Here is an 18,785-nt window from a genome sequence, read left to right as displayed (position 1 = left end):
CAACGGGTCGGACACATGAATTGCCGTGGTTGGTATGTTGGTGGTTGGATGGTTGATTGACTATAAGGGCATCAAAGAAAAATAGGAGTCTTCTAAAAAAGGTTGTAGCTGAAATAATGTTCTCGCAACGGGTCGGACACATGAATTGCCGTGGTTGGTATGTTGGTAGTTGGATGGTTGATTAATCATGAAAGGTGCTGGATCGTTGATGAATCAGTATTTGACGATGAAAGAACTGAAAGAGGCACTATCCGAAATTCCTGAGAATAGCTTAAAGAGGTATCTGCAGGAGCATGAAGAATATATGGATTTTAAAAAAGAACATAATCGCTATAAGATTCATGTCTCGGAAATAGAGAAATTAAAACGGATCCGACAATATTATTCTGCTGGTTTAAAGAAAGAAGAGGTTAATGCAAAGCTGGAGGAAAGTGGCGTACCAGTAACAATTGTGTATGATGCCAATGAAAATAAGTCACTCGTATCTGTTAACAATGAACTTGCCAACATGAAGAAACTAGTCAGCTTTTTAGTGCAGCAAAATGAACAATCCCGACTCCAGCAAAATAAGGCTAGAGAACAGAATCAGGAACTTATTCATGAAGTACAAGAACTAAGACAAACAATTGAGGAAATTATGACCGAACAGAAAATAGAACATGAAAAAGTCACTTCACTGCTTGAAGGGATAAAAGCTGCTCAAGAAGTCGCTAGTAGCATTCAAGCAAAAAAAAGAAAATGGCCTTGGCAAAAATTATTTGAATAATAAGATACTTCTGTTTTAATCATTGAAGTGTTTCCCTTTCGAATCATTAAAAACTTCTCAGATATTCCGTGCACATCCCTCAGAATAGACCTAGTCAATTACCCCACATCTTTAGAAATTAGGACCAAACAACCAACTTTTTTTCGTTAGTATAGGACAAGTTGGGGTTTGGGAAGGCTGAAGGTAAGGAGGCGATGTAAGATGGTAACGTTTGAAGCTTTGTCGTTGATGATTAGCTTTGGGATGTTGGTGATCGCCGTTCTGCAGTTTAAAGATAAGGATAAAGATTCTTGAACACGCTGAAAAAAGCGTGTTTTTTTTGTTAATAAATAAAGGTTTATAAGAAGAAACGTTTATTCCTTCTCTTATTCCTTTGTTTCTTTGCGTATATTTAAAGAGAGGATGCCGCCTAGACATCCTCTCCCTTACTTTTTATATGATCCCTTTAATAGGACCCAAAACAATCAATTTATTGATTAATATAGAAAATCCTAGTTTCTCTAGTGATTTGACCGGCATTATTTGCAACTTCGAAAGTGACTACATGAAATTTTTCTTTTAATGGTTCATGAACTTGGAAGGATACAGTTGAATTTCCTTTATCAAAAGTTGGCTTGTATTCAACGCCATCGACAATCACGCGTATATTGGTCTCATCTAATTTAGATCCTTCATCTCGTACGATATTGGCCTTCAAAAGAGGGGTGCTGCTTTGAATAACTTCTCCCATTTTGTATTCGGGGATAACGGAAAGCTTTTGGCCAACATTGTTAGAGCTATGTGCTGCCGCCTTTTCTACTTCTTTTAAGACACGCAATGTATTCTTTCCTAATAATTTCTCAAGATCTTGTTTTGAATAACCTCTTTTAACTAATTCCTCTGTTACCTTATACAATTCCGAAGAATCTTTTATATCTGATGGCAGTGGCCCTCCATCAAAATCAGAGCCAAGCGCTACATGATCGATGCCAATCAATTTAACAGCATAATCAATATGATCTACATAGTCCTTTATATGGTTTGGTTTATTAGGATATTCATAGGTCAAAAATTCAGGATAAAAAACAATGCCTACTACCCCACCATTTTTAGCTAATGCCTTAAGCTGGGCATCTGTTAAGTTTCGTTGATGATTTCTTAATGAATGGACGGCAGAGTGACTCGCAATAATCGGCGCTTCTGAAACCTTTATAACATCCCAAAAGGTATTTTCCGACATATGTGATACATCAATGATCATTCCAAGTCTATTCATTTCTTTTGCGACTTTTTTACCCAGTTCTGTCAACCCGCCTTGAGAAGGGGTGCTATTCGGATCCCCATATACTCTGTTTGCTCCTTCTCCTAAGGCATTTGAATAGTTCCAGGTGAATCCTACTGCTCTTACCCCAAGGTCGTAATATTGATGGAGTAATCCTATCGCATTATGTCCTTCTAAAGAATATGCTCCTTCAATAGTTGGTACAGCCGCGATTTTTCCATTGTGAACAGCTTTCTCAATTTCCTTTAGAGAAGGGGTGATACTGAAAATATCTGCATTTCTTTCTTCAGTCCAATAAAGGGCATTAATTAAAGCTAAGGTTCTGCTTATGCTGCGCTCATTATTTCCGTAGTAGCCTGATGTATAAGCAGCAAAAAACGGAACTTTCAGCCCTCCCTCATGAAGTTTTGGTATATCAATATGGAATGGAGTATTATTTTTAATATCGGTCGTTGGCAGCCATGTAACTGGATCAACAACCTTCATCATCGTATCATTATGGCTATCCACGACTATCGAGTTAAAATGTATATCTAATGCGGTTGAATCTTTTGCGGACACCACATTTTGTTGATATGTAAATACGCTAGAAAATATTAATAAAACAGCCGCGAGAAAAACAAGAACTTTTTTCATTAGAGAACCTCCTTGTAAGTTAGTACACTATGAACCTTGTTATGATCGTTTTTGCTAGAACCGTTCCTATTAAGGATAAATCCCTCCTTTAATTCCTATAATTTAGAAGCTGTGATTCTTGTAGTTTAGATCATTATATAACCGTATTTTACCATTTTCAAACATTACTGAATATTCAGTAATATAGTCCTGTTCCCATATATACCTTTAATCACACTTAAGAAAAAGAATGTTACAAAGGTCTCAACCTCTTAGTTTATTCAATAACCCTATGAAATGATTTATACCATGGATAAAAAAGAACCATGTCTTAGGAGTTTTATCCTGAAATTAACAATAATAAAGGGAAACTATTGAATTCGCAGAATATCTAACTTTTAAACTACCAAATTTAGGAGGAGTAAAATGAAGAATATCTTATTGAACGGCAAAAAAGCATTTTCCACATTATTATTGGCGACAGGTTTAACATTCTCTTTTTCTAGTTGAGCAACACGTCTATCGATTCTCCCGTTTCAAATTCAGAAATTAATATAATGGGTTTTCAAACTTGATAAAACAGAAAAACCCCAAATAGGTCCACTTGTTTAAAGTGTCCATTATTCGGGGTTCAGTTCGATTAACGATAAGATTCTCCTTACTTTATATTAAATTTGTTTGATTGGAGCGTAATTGAAGTAGAGGTAACATGTTCTTGTGTTGGTCCCTTGACAATGATTGGTATGGATGCTATGTTAAATATAATAGAACCCACCACGCCTCTTAACAATGCGGACCAAGGTGGGTCATTTTTTTATTCTAGGGGGAAATGCCAAAGTGAATCCCGAAAAAAACAATTCAAAGGTAAAGCCACCCAAAACCTATAAAGAACAAGTAGACAACGAAGCCCCTCTCAAGTGAGAAGGGCTTTTCTTACCTATTTAAATATCCTCTTTCTGCAGCTACATAAAGCAAGCCTACTGCATCTGAAATAGTTAATTCTCGCTTTTCAAATTTTTCTCTCCACTGGCATGATAAAGGCTGATCTTTATCTTGTTCGAATTTCAACAAGACATTCTGAACTGCTTTATTAAGAGCAGGGTTTGTAGGATTTAATGGTTGTGACATGATATCTTCCTCCTTTACATTCATCAAACCTTCTCCAGTAATAACTTTTTTATAATCCCATGTGTCACCTGGGCAGTTTTTCCATGCGTATCCTGGGCACTCTTGATGGCCTATAACATGCTTCATACTAGGAATTTCTTTAAATAACTCCTTGTTTAGTAAAAAAAGAGAAATTATCTGATCCTGTGTCGGCTTTTCTGCTTCCCCTTCTTTCCGAAAGTCCCCAATAACACAAGTACCGATTGATATATCATTAGTATTTCCGGCATGATTAGTACGTCTATCTAAGTCATCGCATTGATAAATAGTCCCGTCCGGCATAATAACGAAAGCATAAGCAATACCCTGCCATTTGTTAGCCTCAATATGAGTATTAGCAAATGCCTGTGGGGTTGACCCTTTCAAGTGCTGCGCTGTCATAGAATGGTGTATTACATGCGTGTCTTTTGCTTTGATTCCCACAAGAGATCCGACCTTGGCTATTGGATAACGACCATTTCTGCGAATGGTACCGCGAATATCTTTATACTTGGGTAGGTCTTTAATTGCCATTACAGTTCACGCCTTTCGAAATAATAAAAAGCCGCCCGAAGGCAGTTTATTTTTTAGTGACTATTTTGGACTGATCAAACAGCCCTGCAGCTGACAGACCGATCATCAAGCCAAACATGATTTTTTCTTGCATAGACACCACATCAACATAAAAAAGACCCGCTAACAATCCAAATAAAACGGATGCTGCAGGTAAGTATTTTGCTGACATGAAACCTAATCGCTTAATTAATTCTGTTAAAGCTAACACAACAGCTATGATAATAGTATTCTCGAACATTATTTATCATTCTCCTTATCTAATGCATCGATTCTTTTATGCGCTGATTTTACACCTTCATCTATTCGAACAACTTTTAAATCTACTAAAATACTTTTTATCTTGTCTTTTTATGAATAGTTAGGAATAAATAGAAATATATTTTTAAAAAGGAAATATTTTGAATGTACTGAATACATATTATTATATTTACAATCGTCTATAGGAGGAATGATCATATGCCTTCAAATCGTTCAGAACGTTCTTTACAAGCAATCCCGTTTGGACATCTTATTGGTGCTCCACTTGTAGCAGCCATTGAAGCTCAGGCTCAGGCTGCACAGACAACAGTAAACTTTATTGAATCAGTTGGTTTTAAGAAGAATCAAAATGGAGGCTCACCGGGTGCGAATACTGATGCTGGTGATGTCAGAATGGTGGGATTTAATTACCAAAAAACAAATCCAGATGGAACAGCAGCTAATGCAACACTAAATGTTCCGGTTTTATCGATTGTTCCTGTACCTTATATGCGCATTGAAGAGACGACGATTGATTTTACAGCAAAAATTGTCGACATTGAAGAGACACAAGTAAGTACTGCACTGAATACAGGAGCAGAGGTAAATGGAAGTTATGGAAATTTCCTATCACCAGTAAAAGTTGGCTTTAAAGCAAGCGTTAGTTATAACAGAAATACAAATAGCAACTCTCGATTTGAAAAGGAATATCAAATGCATGTAACAGTTCGTGCTGTACAAGATGACATGCCTGCTGGTCTCAGCAAGGTGCTTAACGTTCTCGAAAACCTCATTACTGAAAAACAACCTGCGCAAGCACCTTCGAAATAAAAATGAATGAGAGGACCATCTGTATGATGGTCCTCTCATTGAATAGAGGCAAAAGAAAAGGAGACTCATTATAATGGCTAATTTAGGCTCAGTTATAAATGGAATATTGAATGGACTAGCATATTCTCGTTATCAATCTGACCTCACAACAAAACACTTGGCGGAGCAGTATCAAAATGATCCCCTGCTTTCTCTTTTTCCAGTACCACGGATGGACTTTCATTCGGTTGAAGCAGATATTTCTCTTGTTTTAAATGATGTTGTACAAAGTGAAATTCCTAAAGTAGAACTGCCCACATCAGGACAAACGCCGTTGCCCACTATTCCTCGAAAAGTGGACATGCCGTCATCAGGAGAGACACCGCCGATTATACCACCGAAGTACGATAACTTACCAATGGAGCAGATTTCTATAAAACTTCAATCAAGTGATGAAATTAATGAGCTGGCCGATACTTTACTAAACCTTGCTGCGGAACAGCTTAAATTTTCTACCTCAAAGAGGTCCAATACAGGAAAGGCTCTTCCAACTTTACAGAAAATGTTTGTAGAGGAGATAAGTAAATTTGAGGCCCAAAACATTAAAGATGCTTTGAACAGGCCAGTAGAACCGATTGAGATCAAACCGCAAATTAGGAACGAGTTAGTTGTCGGAGTTACACCGCCAGAATTAGAAAAAGCATCTCCTGCTGCTGTAGGACGGATCAGGCTCCAGATGGGTGTTCAAAATTACGAATGGATAGAGGTAGATCGAGATGAATCAGGTAGATCCATCCAGAAACTTACACCGACGGGCCGTTGAGGAAGCTCTCATTCGTTACGGCTTAGAAACTGGGTTAATAGCCCGTCAAGCATTAGGGTTACCTTATACACGTCTTTCCGGACATTTATTTGTAAATAATGAATGGCTGGGGTTTTCTGTCGGCCCCAATTTAACACCGCGCTTTAATTGGACATCGGAGCCACCAGAGCAACCTGCCCCCCGTTCATTGATTTAAGCGTTACACTTCCCCGTTTCAGGGGTCTTTTGCCGTCGAGAGAAACAAACTCGGCGGCGATGTATTTAAATGCACGCTTAAAGCTTTCCGCCTCATAAACAATCAAACTATCGGACGCTTTGCTTAAATAATTTCTTCCGCCATGATCGTCTACACCATCGTAGGTTCCTTTTCCCCAAGGGTCAGCCACAACAATCCCCGTAATTTGCCCTTCGGTTTCAACATAGCCGCATGCTACAACTAGGTGGCCTCTATGTGTAAATCGGCCGGAGACAATCGCAACTTTCCTATCTGTTATTAGATTGCGGATGCGTTCAATAATTTTATCTGCTGGGAGCGTTGGTGCATCTTTCACATACTTCTTCCCGTAATTACGATAAGGGAGCATTTCCTGAACGAGCTCAGGCCAGACGCTTCCATGCGATAAGTCATGTCTTTGATTTCCCATTAATAAAACAGGTTTTCCTTCTTCTTCTGAATCTAACAAAACCGTTCCATGGGCTGCGGCCATTCCAGCAACAACCCTGCCTGTTTCACGAAGTGACTCTGCATACGTGTTGATCCGCATGACCCCTAAAGGGACTCTTTGAAACTCTTTGGTTAAAGCCACTTTCTCTATTTGAGGTTCTCCATCCCATTTAGCTTTATTTTCTAAGAAGCCACCACTTATCGAGACAGGAGGATCCTTTTTCTTACGATTAACACGAACTTTGTACCAAATATTTCGATACAGCTCTTCGTTTGTTACATGAAAATTGATTTGGCCCTTTGGTTCACCTTCAACTGCTTCTTCCTTTCCTAAGTTTGGTAATACTTTCGAGAAGTATGAGGGATTTGGGTTTATGAATTCTTCAGAACGAACTATTCCCTCCAGGTCATGTGCATTTTCTACGGATCCCTCTCGAAGAAGACCCGAGATGACTTGCGTGACTGTAGAATTTTTTTTAGTGTTTACTAATAATTTTTCATTCTGAAAAACAACCGCAAGTAAAGCAAACAGTCCATCTGCTGATACAGTGCTAGTAGAAGGGAGTGTATGGCTTAATGCCATTGCAAGGCTTGTAACGTTACAAGTGCCTTCAAACCGCAAATAGTTATTCCGTTGAGAAACAAGACGAATGGGCAAGTAGGTGGCATACATAGAATTGTTCATCCTCCTATCAAAATTAAAAATGAATTAAATTTTATTATTGATGAGAACCCTTCTATATCATGCCTATTTCCATTATTTATTGAAATGTCCATATTCACAAATGAAATTATAATATTTGTTTCGACAACATGAAGAAACATGATAAAACCATTAGTTTCCTTTTGTTTGGATCTACGTCAAATTTTTAGACACGAAAAAGTTAGTTTTTGAAAATGGTTGCTCATTGGTAAAGTGGGTTGGGGCCATGACGCTTGATAGGTCGCGAAAAATCTTTTCCATAGAGAAGGGATATAACAACATATCGGCAAAATGTACAGAATACTCTGATATACATTTGCGCCCAAGATGCATAAAACTATAAAAATTTAGTTGGGGTGATAAAAATGAAATTCGAAACAAGTATTGGTAAGTCGACAAAGGATACGATATATAACCACGGTTATAATTTAACGGAAGATTTAATCGGTAAAGTGTCACTGGTAGATATGGCTTTCATTGACGCTACACATCGGATGCCAAACAAAAATGAATCCGCTATGCTGGATGCCATAATGGTTGCTATCTGCGAACATGGATTCACACCGAGCTCAGTATCTTCAAGATTAACTTACTTAGGTGCCCCCGTATCCATTACAGGCAGCAATGGCAGCAGGGATTTTAGGAGCTGGAAGCGTTTATCTGGGTTCCATGGAGTATGTGGCAAAAATGCTGTGTGAAACTGTTATTCAGCACGGGGGTTAAAGTGTTTCTGAAATGGCAACGATTGTGTTAGATGAAAAATAGGTAAAACGATCACAACAACAATTGTTATTCAGTATCAATCCTTTATTTTCTTATTATTGCGTTATTACTACAGGCACCCTTCTTACTTTTTTATAGCCGTTATTAAGCCAATTGTGTTGGTCCCTTGACAATGATTGGTATGGATGCTAAGTAAAATATAATAGAACCCACCACGCCTCTTAACAATGCGGACCAAGGTGGGTCATTTTTTTTATTCAAGGGGGAAATGCCAAAGTGGATTCTGAAAAAACAATTCAAAGGTAAAGCCACCCAAAACCTATAATGAACAAGTAGAAATCTATAAAAGTAGAAACCTATACATAGAGAATTCGGAATACGCAGAAAATACATTACGAAGAATTAATTATTACCGTTTCTGCATATGGACTTACTCTAAAAGATCCTCTTAATAGAGAACAATATATAAATGGAGCATCATTCAATAAAATCCTTTCATTATATGAATTTGATCGCAGACTAAGATTATTACTTTTAGGTGTATTGGAAACCATTGAAATTGCTTTCCGAACACATATTTCGTACGAAATTGCTCATAAATTTGGACCACTTGGCTATAAAAATAAAGAACATTTTATAAATGAACAGTTTCATCAAGATTCTTTGAATGAAATGGAAACATTAATTAAAAAAAGTCGAAAAGGCGAATTGTTTATTGAACATCATTTTAAAAAGTATGAGGGTAAGATTCCGATTTGGGCAGTAATCGAAGTCACCTCATTCGGATTCATTTCCAAACTATATCGAAATTTAAATGAGAATATAAAAAAACATATAGCAAAAACCTATTATCAGATCCCTTATCTTTATCTTGAAAGTTGGTTGCAAACATTATCATATGTTCGAAATGTTTGTGCTCACTACGGACGTTTGTATAATAAAAAATTAACATTCAAACCCCGATTATTTAAGGAAGAAAGAAAACAATTTGATAATCAACTTACATTTGCCGCCATCTATATTACACAAAGATTGTTGACAAAAACAGAAGGAATCCGATTTATTACTGATTTAGAAGCACTTATTTCTGAATATGAAGAGGATATAGATTTTTCATGCATGGGCCTCCCTTCCAATTGGAGGGAACTTCTAATCAAAATAAATAATCAAAAGTCCTGAGCTTCAAAAAGAGAGTGAAACCACTCTCGTTTTATGTATCTATAACGTATATCTACATAGTGACAATAATTCATTTTAAATTGAGCTATTCTAGGTGCCATTCAACATTACTATCATGGAGGAGCAGGAAGGAAGGTTCATAAAAATTGTGACCCTCTAGACAAAAAGAAGGAATTCTTTAATGTACAGAGCAATTCACTTTATATAATTATTTACTCCTGATAGTATAGTTAGAACATTCAATCAATATAGAAAGGAGCATAAAATGAGTAAATATTGGACGAAGCTGATAATGACAATTTCTCTGGTGATGGTGCTAAATGGATGTGCTACTGGAGAAAAGTCGGATGGCGAGGGAACGACAAATACGGGAAATAAAGCTGAGCCGAGCGTGAGCACAGAGGAACAAACGGAACCACAAGCTAAAGCAGAACTTAAAGATGTTGAAAATAAAACTGTTGGCACAGTAAGCTTTTTTGCGCATGACGATCATGTTCAGATTGTCGCCAATATAGATGGTCTAGAGCCAGGTCACCATGGTTTTCATATCCATGAAAATGGTGTCTGTGAACGTGATGCCAAGGAAGGTCCTTTCACAACAGCAGGTGGACACTTTAATCCAGACGACAAAATGCACTCTGGACATGCTGGGGACATGCCTTCTCTATATGTCAACGAGGATGGAACGGCTTCATATTCTGCAACGTTCGATCGCCTAACCATTGATCAACTGAAAAAAGAAGAACTGGCTGTCATCGTCCATGCAAATCCTGATAACTTCGGCAATATACCTGATCGCTATCAAACAGAAGGAAAACCTGGTCCTGATGAAGCAACGATGAAAACTGGGGATGCAGGTGACAGACAAGCATGTGGAGTAATTTTGGATACTGAGGAAGATAAGAAATAATAAAGTATATTAAAAGAACCCTATACTAAGATGTGTAGGGTTTCTCTATTTTCAAACGGTTTTTTTCTTGTTCACAAAACTCCTCACCTGATGTTTTCTTATAGTAAGGGGTCCCTCCAAGTTTCAGATCTAGTTTAGGAGTTTTTCCACGGTTATAGTAAACATTTAATTTAGGCTTATCATAATTTAAGCCATTTTCTACTAAGAAATCTGCGAATAACTTTTGATTAACATAATTGTCGCTGCCTTTCCGGACAAACAAAAGGATTGGCTCCTGGATTAAAATAGTATTGCTTTATTTGTAATCAGCCTTTTGAAAAAACCTGTTGGACTTCCTTTATTCCCTTATTCCCTTATTCCTAATTGGATGAATGATTACCATGGAAGCACCCGAACCTGAAAACCTTTCAGCTGAAAAAATTGCTATATTCGCCGTCAGATTTGTTTAGAGGAATGACAAAAACCCCCTTTAAAATGAAGAAGGGGGTTTTGTTGTTTATTGAACTCTATTGCCAATTCGTGTTTTCATCTGGCTGTTTCTTCATTTTTTCGTTAAGCCACTTCCCATGATAATCCTACATTTATCATTTTTCTGAAAATGGATCATTTACACTTTAGCTTAATGGCTTTTAACCCCTAATCCCTATCTCTACCTTTCTCAAAGAACGACTCTTCTACTTTATTGTTCTGAGTCTTTCCTTCTTTACCCTTCACTTTTCCTTTGCCTTTGCCTTTCTTGATAACCTCAGAACCTACGGATGCATAGATGCTATTGGCGATAAGTCGATAGCTATATTGAGTATGAGCTCTAAAGGCAAGGTCATTGGCAAATAGAGTAATCGTAGTGTCTTCAAAGTTTTTAGTAAAAGCAAGCGTTTGACCCTTTGCCCTCTCGTGTCCAGGCCACCAGCCAGCAACATAGAAGTCATCAGAATCACTGAAAGATGCCAATACATCTGCATCATTAGGAACGGAAGTAATCCATGCCCCTGTCGTCGAATAGAGCAGTTCATCCTTCTGGTAACCGGAAGTTAATACATGATCATTTACAACTGCTTTAAATAGACCCTCATGACCATTGGCTGTTCGATTATAATCAAAACCAGGAAGTAATCCAGTATTTTTTACTGCGTTCATGGCTGTTACACCGATCCCTACATATGACTTTCCAGACAGCATATCGCCATTAATGGCTCCACCATAGCTGACAATGACATCGGCATCTTCCGGTTTAACTAAATTAAATCCAAGCTCCTCTAGCGTAAAATTCAACTGAGAGGAACCAGTTGCTGCAACACGTGGCTGTCTCAATTGTTCTGTTTTCACTTGATTGGAAGTGCCTAAAGGCTTGGCTTCAAAATAATAGTTTTTACCGTATAGCTGAAGATCTTTTGTGCTGACGATAAAGTCTCCTTTAGTTACACCGGCCTTTGTTTCAGTTGCTCTTTCGATCACAACATTATTTTTCAGCAGTTCATTCACTAGTTTAATTGTGTCATTATTGGAGTTAGCCAACACTTGCTTAGGTGCGTTTCCTACCACTTCACCTGATGGGGTGGTTACTTTTACAACCTTTGTTGTATTATTAGCAAATACACCTGGGTCACGAACTTCCTGCACATCAAACCCTCTAAGTTCAGGGAAACTGACGACAATTGGATCATACATAGCAGCCCAGTCTGACGCATTTTCCCCCTTATAAAGCATCGCATTTGCCAGTCCGCGTTTAGCCTGCTTCATGGAAACTACAAATGTCCCTTTCGGATACATCGTCCCATTTACTTTTAGATTTTTCGTTGTTTGCTCAACCTTCACACCATTGCGGATTAAATAGTCTACCATTTTATATGCTTCTAGCTTATTCTTTTGCTCCTTCTCATCGGTTGGAATGACATAATAATCCGGGAAGAAGTTAGCATGTTCTCCTCTAACCCGGCCAATCGAATCACCTTTAGCATTCACAAAATATTCGTCTACTGCGCGATTATCCTCCCCGTTTACGCCACGCGCAAAGATTTCAAGCTGGTTTTTATATAATTTATCCTTGTTATCCGTGACAAACTTGGTTGCGCCCAGCCCTACTCCTACCATCGCATGAAAAGAATTCTGACTTAATGTAGGCACTTCAACCGTATGCCCCAATGAGCCATGAAGCATCGCATACATTGGAGTATAAGCCGGACTCATATCATCCCAGCCATCCTCCCATGCTTCCGCAGGAATAAAATAAGAGGTTAAGCTCGAATTGCCAATCCCAGCTTGTCCCATTGCATTAGCCTGATCAATCATCGTGTTATAAAGCAGATCATACTCATAGTTAGGGTTATGCGGCGGTGTTGTTGGCTCAATTAAAAATCCATTAACATAACCATGCATATCAACGAAAGACAGTGGAGTCCATTTGGCAATTTCTTGTGTGACCTGCTGTGTTTCAACCTGTGTCTGATAATGGTTGTCCCGATTTAAGTCAAATCCATTGGCATTTGCTCTAGTGTTTGCGACCCTTCCATCAGGATTGTTTGTAAACATGTAAAGGAAAATGACATCATCAAGAACCTCGTCGACTTTTAACGATTCAGTTCTTTCTTTGTCTCCTTTACCCGTAATAAACGTTACCTCATCCTCAAGAGCAAACTTCCTTAATAGTTCAACGGAAGTATCAATCCCCTCTACTTCATCAGGATGGATATTGTTCAACCAAATTGGCACCTGATAGTCTCCCATAGCTCCAGATTTTAATTTCTTGATTAAACTTTCAGGGTCCTCTAATGCGGTCGGCAATGTTTCATTTAAATACTTATCGACAGCGTTTTTACTTTTTGCAAGGATAACGAAGTGAAGATCACGTCCCTGTACTGTCTTACCCAGACTTTGATACTCGAGGTAGCGATCATTAGCCGGATCGGACGTTGCTTGTGCAAAGATTTGGTCAATCGCTGGCTTAATTTGATCGTAAAATAAGAATTCATCATATACATTAAGCTTTACTGTCGTTTCAGCTTTCATCTTACTCGCAGAATTAATTAATGCTAATTCATAATCGCCGATAAATTGTTGATATTGTGTTCGAATCGTTCTGTTTGATAGATCACTAGAGTTAAAAAGAAGGCCGAATTCCAAAGTGGCTTCAATCGTAGTGGTCCCGTCAACAAAGTGTGGCTCTTTTTTTACTGTAATAAAGGGGGCACCGTTATAATTGGTACCGCTTGTCCATTTTTTCCACTCGGAAATACTCTTTCCGCCAAATGTCCATTCTAATTGAGTTAAATCTACATCCTCACCGAAATCAGCTTGTACTTCTACTGTACGAGCCTCGGTTAATGAAAACAGAGATCTGTTAGCCTCTAGTTTTACAAGCTTGTACTCTTCCGCTGCTTCAGTAGCCGCAACAGGGAAGGCTGTTTGAGCAAATATGGATAACATCATGATACATGCCAGCCAGCCCGCAAAAATTTTCTTCATAAAATCTCCCTTTCTATTTTTTATAGACACTCATAGACAAATATAGCGAAATATTCAGGAAATAATTGTCGGATTTTTTGCCAAACCGTATGTATCGTTCGACAATTTTTGCAATTTCAATTTCACGATTATAGGTACTTTATCCTGAAATGAACAATTATGAAGGGGAAAAATTGCATTCGCAGAATATCTAACTTATAAACTACTAATTTAGGAGGATTAATATGAAGAATATTTTGTCGAAAGGAAAAAAGGCATTTTCTACGCTTTTATTGACGACAGCACTAACATTCTCTTTTTCTACTACTGCTTTAGGGGAATCTGGAACTACTAAATCACTTAAAATGAACAATGTTCTTGAAAGGGTGGTGACGATTGAAACAAAAGGGGATTTCGATCGTGAAGAAACCTTAAATATGGTAGATCGTCTCTGGAGTATTCCCACTAATATTTTGAATGTCATGTATAAGCAAGGTGTTCAGGTTAAACTGATTAATTTCCCTCTTACTGATTTGCCAGAGTATGAATATTTAAAGGGAGTCGTTCCTAGGGGATGGGAACATACTCCATATACTTGGGATGATGTTCCAGGCGTGGGAGGGCAGACGGTTGTTGCACGGATTGGTTATAGCTATAAAAAGATGCATAGTTCTGTAAACCTTGAGCTTCATGAAACAGCACATGCTATTGATCGTTATGTATTTGATAATATTAGCTACTCAGATGAGTTTACTAATATTCACGCTTTAGAGAAAAATGATTTTCTTGACAATCCCTATTTCGATTACAAGGAAGAATATTTCGCTGAATCCTTTGCTTATTTTTATGCTGGGTCAGATACAAAAGCAGAGTTAAAAGAAAAAGCTCCATTAACTTATAAATTTATTAACGAGCTGCAAAGGCATATCCCGTCGGAAAAGCATTCTAATAAGTAGAATTATAGAAAAGCCAATGCGATCGAATGGCCTCCGAAGAAAATAAGGCGGATTCAAAGAACTTATCTTCATATCACTAATAAAAGGAACTTGCCGCCGCAAGTTCTTTCCTTTGTCGGCTCGACCTTGGCGGCATTCTCGTATAACACCTTCTAAGTAATAAAAGAGATAGAAAAGCAAATCACTTATTCCAGAAAAGGGCCAGATTGTGGAGTAACTCTTTTTTTTACATAGTAGACACATTAAGCGTCATAAATGTAATTAAAAAACCGGCAAACAGCTGGCGATTATTTTCTTATTTAACTTTCTTAAACCCTAAAATTAATAAAACTAAACTTATAAAAAATAATAAAGGAACAAATAAGTTATCCAAAAAATTTGCAGTTGTTACTTGGGGTACTTCTCCTGTCATTTGTCCAGAAAAGAAACCAGCTTTGATAATGCTTGTAGAAATTAAAGACGAGATACGCTCTAAAGAATAAATAAATCCTGATGATAACAAAAATAATCCAATTACTTTGTATGAAAATGAATTCATGATATCACCACCTCTTTTAGTAAATTTTAGCATATTGATGAGGTGGTATATAGAAAATATTATGTCGCATTCCGAAGATACTGGGCATTAATTGTATACTTTTATTCGGTAAAAATGGCTAATAAAAACTAATGTTTATTCAATTAAAGGGCGCGATTGCCGAAGAATAACCAATTTTCAAATGAATTTATTGTCATTCAACATTTGGTCCTTATGTTAGTTGACTAAAACAGTTAAACCCACCTTTGGTGGGCTTTTTTGGTTGTATCAGCTATATTTTTTTATTTGTATTTATCTATCCAATTATGAATGATACTTTTCACATTCCCGGTACTTTCTTTAACATCTTCAAAGATCATCGCAAGCAAGGCAAACCATGAAATTTCTTCTTGATACGGATTGTTCTTATTAATGTATTTCAGCACTTGTTTTAATTCTTTCATTCTCGCTTCATCTATGTGATTGTGAAGATACATTTTCACAAATGCATTCAGGAGGTTTGTGTTTCGGATACTGGCATCTAACAGTAACGCTGTGGCTTTTGATGGGGTCACATCCAGAGCACAAGATAAGGAAAAAATATTTTCATAGGATAATTGTGTAAACCGAATGGTAATTCGTTCATTTTTCCCTGATTGATATTTCTTTTGTAAAGACTCTTTTTCCCAATCCCCAATATAAACCGTATTTAAGAACTGATAATCCCTTCTGAAGTATTTCGAAAGATAATCAATAACCTTTCTCGATTGCAAACCTTTTTCACATAAAATTTCCGCTACATCTTTTACAGGCGTATTCGTAATGTAAGACAAGCGATATATACAATCTTTAAGATTGATAGAAATTGTCGGTTTAACGTCTCTTTTTTTATCAGAGCGAACCTTTCTTACTTTAGTTCCCACTACCTCTTCCCTTTGCATTTCCATCCCTCTTTTCCGAATTGTTGCTTAGGACACTGTCTTAGTGTCCTAGATATATTTCCATGTATATGGGGGATGGGGGAGGGTTATGTTTAAAAATTTTTCAATATGTCCATACTTTTTATAAGAATACTAGGAGAGGGGAAACAGGGATGAAAATGACGAAAGATGAAGCAAAGGCTCTAGCTAAAAGAGGAATCGAGGTTAGTAAAAAATACAGCATTCCATTGAAAACAAAAAAGAAAAAAAAGGCTGATTGATAGCCTTTTTAGATTTTATATTAATTAACAAAACTAAATTAATTTTTAATTGGTTTCGGATCCTGAATAACCATATCTTTTTTTATGGACTCTTCTATTCTTGCTGAAAGGGTTTGAGTATAAGAATCTGTTAGAGATATAGGACCATTGATTTCTTGAAAATGTAATGAATAAGAAGAAAACGCTAACGGTTTTCCTGTATGTTAAAACGCTTCAATCCTGTTACAAATCTCAAGAAAGTCCGTAAAAGGTTTCTTTTTCGTAAGATTTACTTTATAATGCGCACTAGATAATTTTTATAAAAAAATTATACTTCTAGCTTAAGGAAGGAGATCGATTATGAAAAAAATGATGTTTACATTAATAACCGGGCTAATGGCCATTTTTTTAGCAGCATGCGGAGGAAATGAAGAAAGCAAAGAAGCTAAAAATGATGATAAAGCAAAAACAGCGGAAACCGAACAGCAGAAGGAACAGCAAAAGCAAATGGAAGAAATGCAAAAGAAATTAGAAGCGCAGCAAGTAGATAAAAAGAAAATTGTCGCCATAGTGAATGATAAAAAAATTTTAGGAAGCGACTATAACAGCGTCTTAGCATCTACACAAAGACAAATGCTGCAAATGGGGCAAGATCCGACTTCCAAAGATGCTGCAGAGCAATTGAAAAACCAAGCAATTGATAGCTTAGTCGGACAAACTCTTCTTCTTCAAGAGGCAGATAAAAAAGGCTATCAAGCATCAGAGGCAGATATTAAAAAGCAGTTGGACGAAATGAAAAAACAGTTTAAAACAGAAAAAGAATTCGAAGCCGCTCTTAAAAAATCCGGCATGGATATGAAAACACTTGAAACTCAAATAGCTGACGATATTAAATTTAAACAGTACGTTGAGAAAGATGTGGTGATTGGCGAAATAACCGATGAAGAAATTCAAAAAACATATGATCAATATGCAGAACAAGGAAAGAGCACAGGACAAGAAGTTCCAAAGCTTGAAGAAGTAAAGCCGCAAATCAAACAATCTCTGCAACATCAAAAACAGCAGGAAAAACTCGCTCAGCATGTTGAAGAGCTAAAGAAAAATGTGAAGATTGATATAAAAATTTAAGATTTTATACACAAAAAGAACAGCCCCTTGCTGTTCTTTTTTTCATTATATTAAAGAATTTGCCGTTTTACATCGCCGACAACTAAGCTGGCTTTATAGATGCCAGCGGGCTTTGACTCCCCCTCCAATTGGAGGGAACTTTTAATCAAGATACATAATCAAAAGTCCCGAGCTTCAAAAAGAGAGTGAGAACCGCTTTCTTTTTATGTATCTATACCGTTATCTGTGTAGTGAAAAAAAAGTCATTTTAAGTTGAGCTATTCTAGGTGCCATTCAACATTACTAGCATGGAGGAGCAGGAAGGAAGGTTCATAAAAATTGTGACCCTCTAGACAGAAAGAAGGAATTCTTTAATGTACAGAGCAATTCACTTTATATAATTATTTACTCCTGATAGTATGGTTAGAACATTCAATCAATATAGAAGGGAGCATAAAATGAGTAAATATTGGACGAAGCTGATACTGACAATTTCTGTGGTGATGGTGCTGAATGGATGTGCTGCAGGAGAAAAGTCGGATGGCGAGGGAACGACAAATACGGGAAATAAAGCTGAGACGAGCGTGAGCACAGAGGAACAGACGGAACCACAAGCTAAAGCAGAACTTAAAGATGTTGAAAATAAAACTGTTGGCACAGTAAGCTTTTTTGCGCATGACAATCATGTTCAGATTGTCGCCAATATAGATGGCCTAGAGCCAGGTCACCATGGTTTTCATATCCATGAAAATGGTGTCTGTGAACGTGATGCCAAGGAAGGTCCTTTCACAACAGCAGGCGGTCACTTTAATCCAGATGACAAAATGCACTCTGGACATGCTGGGGACATGCCTTCCCTATATGTCAACGAGGATGGAACTGCTTCATATTCTGCAACGTTCGATCGCCTAACCATTGATCAACTGAAAAAAGAAGAACTGGCTGTCATCGTCCATGCAAATCCTGATAACTTCGGCAATATACCTGATCGCTATCAAACAGAAGGAAAACCTGGTCCTGATGAAGCAACGATGAAAACTGGGGATGCAGGTGACAGACAAGCATGTGGAGTAATTTTGAGTACAGAAGAAGATAAGAAATAATAAAGTATATTAAAGAACCCTATACTAAGCTGTGTAGGGTTTCTCTATTTTCAAACGTTTTTTTTCTT

18 protein-coding genes are annotated in these 18,785 nt (G+C 37.3%); 10 read left to right on the top strand and 8 right to left on the bottom strand.

Annotated features, from left to right (window positions below; genetic code table 11):
* Nucleotides 1-208 precede the first annotated feature (208 nt).
* Both F7731_RS22375 and F7731_RS26965 read left to right on the top strand, forming a co-directional pair.
* The gene (locus F7731_RS22375) at nt 209-766 is read left to right on the top strand and encodes a hypothetical protein (protein ID WP_246197405.1); all 558 of its coding nucleotides are present in this window, start codon (nt 209-211) and stop codon (nt 764-766) included.
* 201 nt (nt 767-967) lie between these two features.
* Nucleotides 968-1,060 (top strand): putative holin-like toxin, encoded by a 93-nt coding sequence (locus tag F7731_RS26965; protein WP_246197401.1) that lies wholly within the window; start codon nt 968-970, stop codon nt 1,058-1,060.
* A 175-nt stretch (nt 1,061-1,235) separates the two neighbouring features.
* On the opposite strand, the gene F7731_RS22370 is transcribed toward F7731_RS26965, so the two are convergent.
* The 3 genes from F7731_RS22370 to F7731_RS22360 form a co-directional block, all read right to left on the bottom strand.
* On the bottom strand, nt 1,236-2,663 hold the full coding sequence (locus tag F7731_RS22370; protein ID WP_151537014.1) for a dipeptidase: 1,428 nt from the start codon (nt 2,661-2,663) through the stop codon (nt 1,236-1,238).
* Nucleotides 2,664-3,575: 912 nt separating this feature from the next.
* Nucleotides 3,576-4,322 (bottom strand): peptidoglycan recognition protein family protein, encoded by a 747-nt coding sequence (locus tag F7731_RS22365; RefSeq protein WP_151537013.1) that lies wholly within the window; start codon nt 4,320-4,322, stop codon nt 3,576-3,578.
* A gap of 46 nt (nt 4,323-4,368) precedes the next feature.
* Nucleotides 4,369-4,602, bottom strand: a complete 234-nt coding sequence (locus F7731_RS22360; protein ID WP_151537012.1) for a holin — start codon at nt 4,600-4,602, stop codon at nt 4,369-4,371.
* 218 nt (nt 4,603-4,820) lie between these two features.
* Here F7731_RS22360 and F7731_RS22355 point away from each other — a divergent pair, with 218 nt between their 5' ends.
* The gene (locus F7731_RS22355) at nt 4,821-5,432 is read left to right on the top strand and encodes a DUF2589 domain-containing protein (protein WP_151537011.1); all 612 of its coding nucleotides are present in this window, start codon (nt 4,821-4,823) and stop codon (nt 5,430-5,432) included.
* A gap of 73 nt (nt 5,433-5,505) precedes the next feature.
* Nucleotides 5,506-6,234 carry a hypothetical protein gene (locus F7731_RS22350; RefSeq protein WP_151537010.1) on the top strand — a complete coding sequence of 243 codons (729 nt, stop codon included), beginning with the start codon at nt 5,506-5,508 and terminating at the stop codon, nt 6,232-6,234.
* Between the two features lie 143 nt (nt 6,235-6,377).
* Here the strand turns inward: F7731_RS22350 and F7731_RS22340 are convergent, their stop codons facing one another.
* On the bottom strand, nt 6,378-7,583 hold the full coding sequence (locus F7731_RS22340; protein WP_151537008.1) for a hypothetical protein: 1,206 nt from the start codon (nt 7,581-7,583) through the stop codon (nt 6,378-6,380).
* A gap of 383 nt (nt 7,584-7,966) precedes the next feature.
* Here F7731_RS22340 and F7731_RS22335 point away from each other — a divergent pair, with 383 nt between their 5' ends.
* The 3 genes from F7731_RS22335 (at nt 7,967) to F7731_RS22325 (ending at nt 10,413) form a co-directional block, all read left to right on the top strand.
* Nucleotides 7,967-8,299: a citrate synthase family protein gene (locus F7731_RS22335; RefSeq protein ID WP_151537007.1), complete on the top strand. Its 333-nt coding sequence runs from the start codon at nt 7,967-7,969 to the stop codon at nt 8,297-8,299.
* 394 nt (nt 8,300-8,693) lie between these two features.
* Nucleotides 8,694-9,503 carry an Abi family protein gene (locus tag F7731_RS22330; protein ID WP_151537006.1) on the top strand — a complete coding sequence of 270 codons (810 nt, stop codon included), beginning with the start codon at nt 8,694-8,696 and terminating at the stop codon, nt 9,501-9,503.
* A 265-nt stretch (nt 9,504-9,768) separates the two neighbouring features.
* Nucleotides 9,769-10,413 carry a superoxide dismutase family protein gene (locus F7731_RS22325; RefSeq protein WP_151537005.1) on the top strand — a complete coding sequence of 215 codons (645 nt, stop codon included), beginning with the start codon at nt 9,769-9,771 and terminating at the stop codon, nt 10,411-10,413.
* A gap of 25 nt (nt 10,414-10,438) precedes the next feature.
* On the opposite strand, the gene F7731_RS22320 is transcribed toward F7731_RS22325, so the two are convergent.
* The gene (locus F7731_RS22320) at nt 10,439-10,675 is read right to left on the bottom strand and encodes a hypothetical protein (RefSeq protein ID WP_151537004.1); all 237 of its coding nucleotides are present in this window, start codon (nt 10,673-10,675) and stop codon (nt 10,439-10,441) included.
* A 374-nt stretch (nt 10,676-11,049) separates the two neighbouring features.
* A complete protein-coding gene (locus tag F7731_RS22315; RefSeq protein ID WP_151537003.1) occupies nt 11,050-13,875 on the bottom strand; it encodes a M14 family metallopeptidase in 2,826 nt (941 codons plus the stop codon).
* 224 nt (nt 13,876-14,099) lie between these two features.
* On the opposite strand from F7731_RS22315, the gene F7731_RS22310 reads away from it, so the two are divergent.
* Nucleotides 14,100-14,810 (top strand): anthrax toxin lethal factor-related metalloendopeptidase, encoded by a 711-nt coding sequence (locus F7731_RS22310; RefSeq protein WP_151537002.1) that lies wholly within the window; start codon nt 14,100-14,102, stop codon nt 14,808-14,810.
* A gap of 295 nt (nt 14,811-15,105) precedes the next feature.
* Here F7731_RS22310 and F7731_RS22305 read toward each other — a convergent pair whose 3' ends face one another.
* Nucleotides 15,106-15,348 (bottom strand): hypothetical protein, encoded by a 243-nt coding sequence (locus F7731_RS22305; RefSeq protein WP_151537001.1) that lies wholly within the window; start codon nt 15,346-15,348, stop codon nt 15,106-15,108.
* A gap of 281 nt (nt 15,349-15,629) precedes the next feature.
* Nucleotides 15,630-16,268: a hypothetical protein gene (locus F7731_RS22300; RefSeq protein WP_151537000.1), complete on the bottom strand. Its 639-nt coding sequence runs from the start codon at nt 16,266-16,268 to the stop codon at nt 15,630-15,632.
* Between the two features lie 599 nt (nt 16,269-16,867).
* On the opposite strand from F7731_RS22300, the gene F7731_RS22295 reads away from it, so the two are divergent.
* Together F7731_RS22295 and F7731_RS22290 are read left to right on the top strand one after the other, a co-directional pair.
* Entirely contained in the window at nt 16,868-17,635 is a 768-nt protein-coding gene (locus F7731_RS22295; protein ID WP_151536999.1) for a SurA N-terminal domain-containing protein, read from the top strand.
* Between the two features lie 437 nt (nt 17,636-18,072).
* Nucleotides 18,073-18,717 (top strand): superoxide dismutase family protein, encoded by a 645-nt coding sequence (locus tag F7731_RS22290; RefSeq protein WP_170289782.1) that lies wholly within the window; start codon nt 18,073-18,075, stop codon nt 18,715-18,717.
* The last annotated feature ends 68 nt before the right edge of the window (nt 18,718-18,785 follow it).

The sequence above is a fragment of the Cytobacillus depressus genome (assembly GCF_008923245.1).
Lineage (GTDB): Bacteria > Bacillota > Bacilli > Bacillales > Cytobacillaceae > Cytobacillus > Cytobacillus depressus.
Note: the sequence above shows the minus strand (reverse complement) of the source record. Positions and strands in the feature narration are given on the sequence as shown.

Coding starts and splice junctions, on each gene's coding strand:
- F7731_RS22375 (WP_246197405.1), top strand. CDS start 209: ATGAATCAGTATTTGACGATGAAAGAACTGAAAGAGGCACTATCCGAA.
- F7731_RS26965 (WP_246197401.1), top strand. CDS start 968: ATGGTAACGTTTGAAGCTTTGTCGTTGATGATTAGCTTTGGGATGTTG.
- F7731_RS22370 (WP_151537014.1), bottom strand. CDS start 2,663: ATGAAAAAAGTTCTTGTTTTTCTCGCGGCTGTTTTATTAATATTTTCT.
- F7731_RS22365 (WP_151537013.1), bottom strand. CDS start 4,322: ATGGCAATTAAAGACCTACCCAAGTATAAAGATATTCGCGGTACCATT.
- F7731_RS22360 (WP_151537012.1), bottom strand. CDS start 4,602: ATGTTCGAGAATACTATTATCATAGCTGTTGTGTTAGCTTTAACAGAA.
- F7731_RS22355 (WP_151537011.1), top strand. CDS start 4,821: ATGCCTTCAAATCGTTCAGAACGTTCTTTACAAGCAATCCCGTTTGGA.
- F7731_RS22350 (WP_151537010.1), top strand. CDS start 5,506: ATGGCTAATTTAGGCTCAGTTATAAATGGAATATTGAATGGACTAGCA.
- F7731_RS22340 (WP_151537008.1), bottom strand. CDS start 7,583: ATGAACAATTCTATGTATGCCACCTACTTGCCCATTCGTCTTGTTTCT.
- F7731_RS22335 (WP_151537007.1), top strand. CDS start 7,967: ATGAAATTCGAAACAAGTATTGGTAAGTCGACAAAGGATACGATATAT.
- F7731_RS22325 (WP_151537005.1), top strand. CDS start 9,769: ATGAGTAAATATTGGACGAAGCTGATAATGACAATTTCTCTGGTGATG.
- F7731_RS22315 (WP_151537003.1), bottom strand. CDS start 13,875: ATGAAGAAAATTTTTGCGGGCTGGCTGGCATGTATCATGATGTTATCC.
- F7731_RS22310 (WP_151537002.1), top strand. CDS start 14,100: ATGAAGAATATTTTGTCGAAAGGAAAAAAGGCATTTTCTACGCTTTTA.
- F7731_RS22305 (WP_151537001.1), bottom strand. CDS start 15,348: ATGAATTCATTTTCATACAAAGTAATTGGATTATTTTTGTTATCATCA.
- F7731_RS22300 (WP_151537000.1), bottom strand. CDS start 16,268: ATGCAAAGGGAAGAGGTAGTGGGAACTAAAGTAAGAAAGGTTCGCTCT.
- F7731_RS22295 (WP_151536999.1), top strand. CDS start 16,868: ATGAAAAAAATGATGTTTACATTAATAACCGGGCTAATGGCCATTTTT.
- F7731_RS22290 (WP_170289782.1), top strand. CDS start 18,073: ATGAGTAAATATTGGACGAAGCTGATACTGACAATTTCTGTGGTGATG.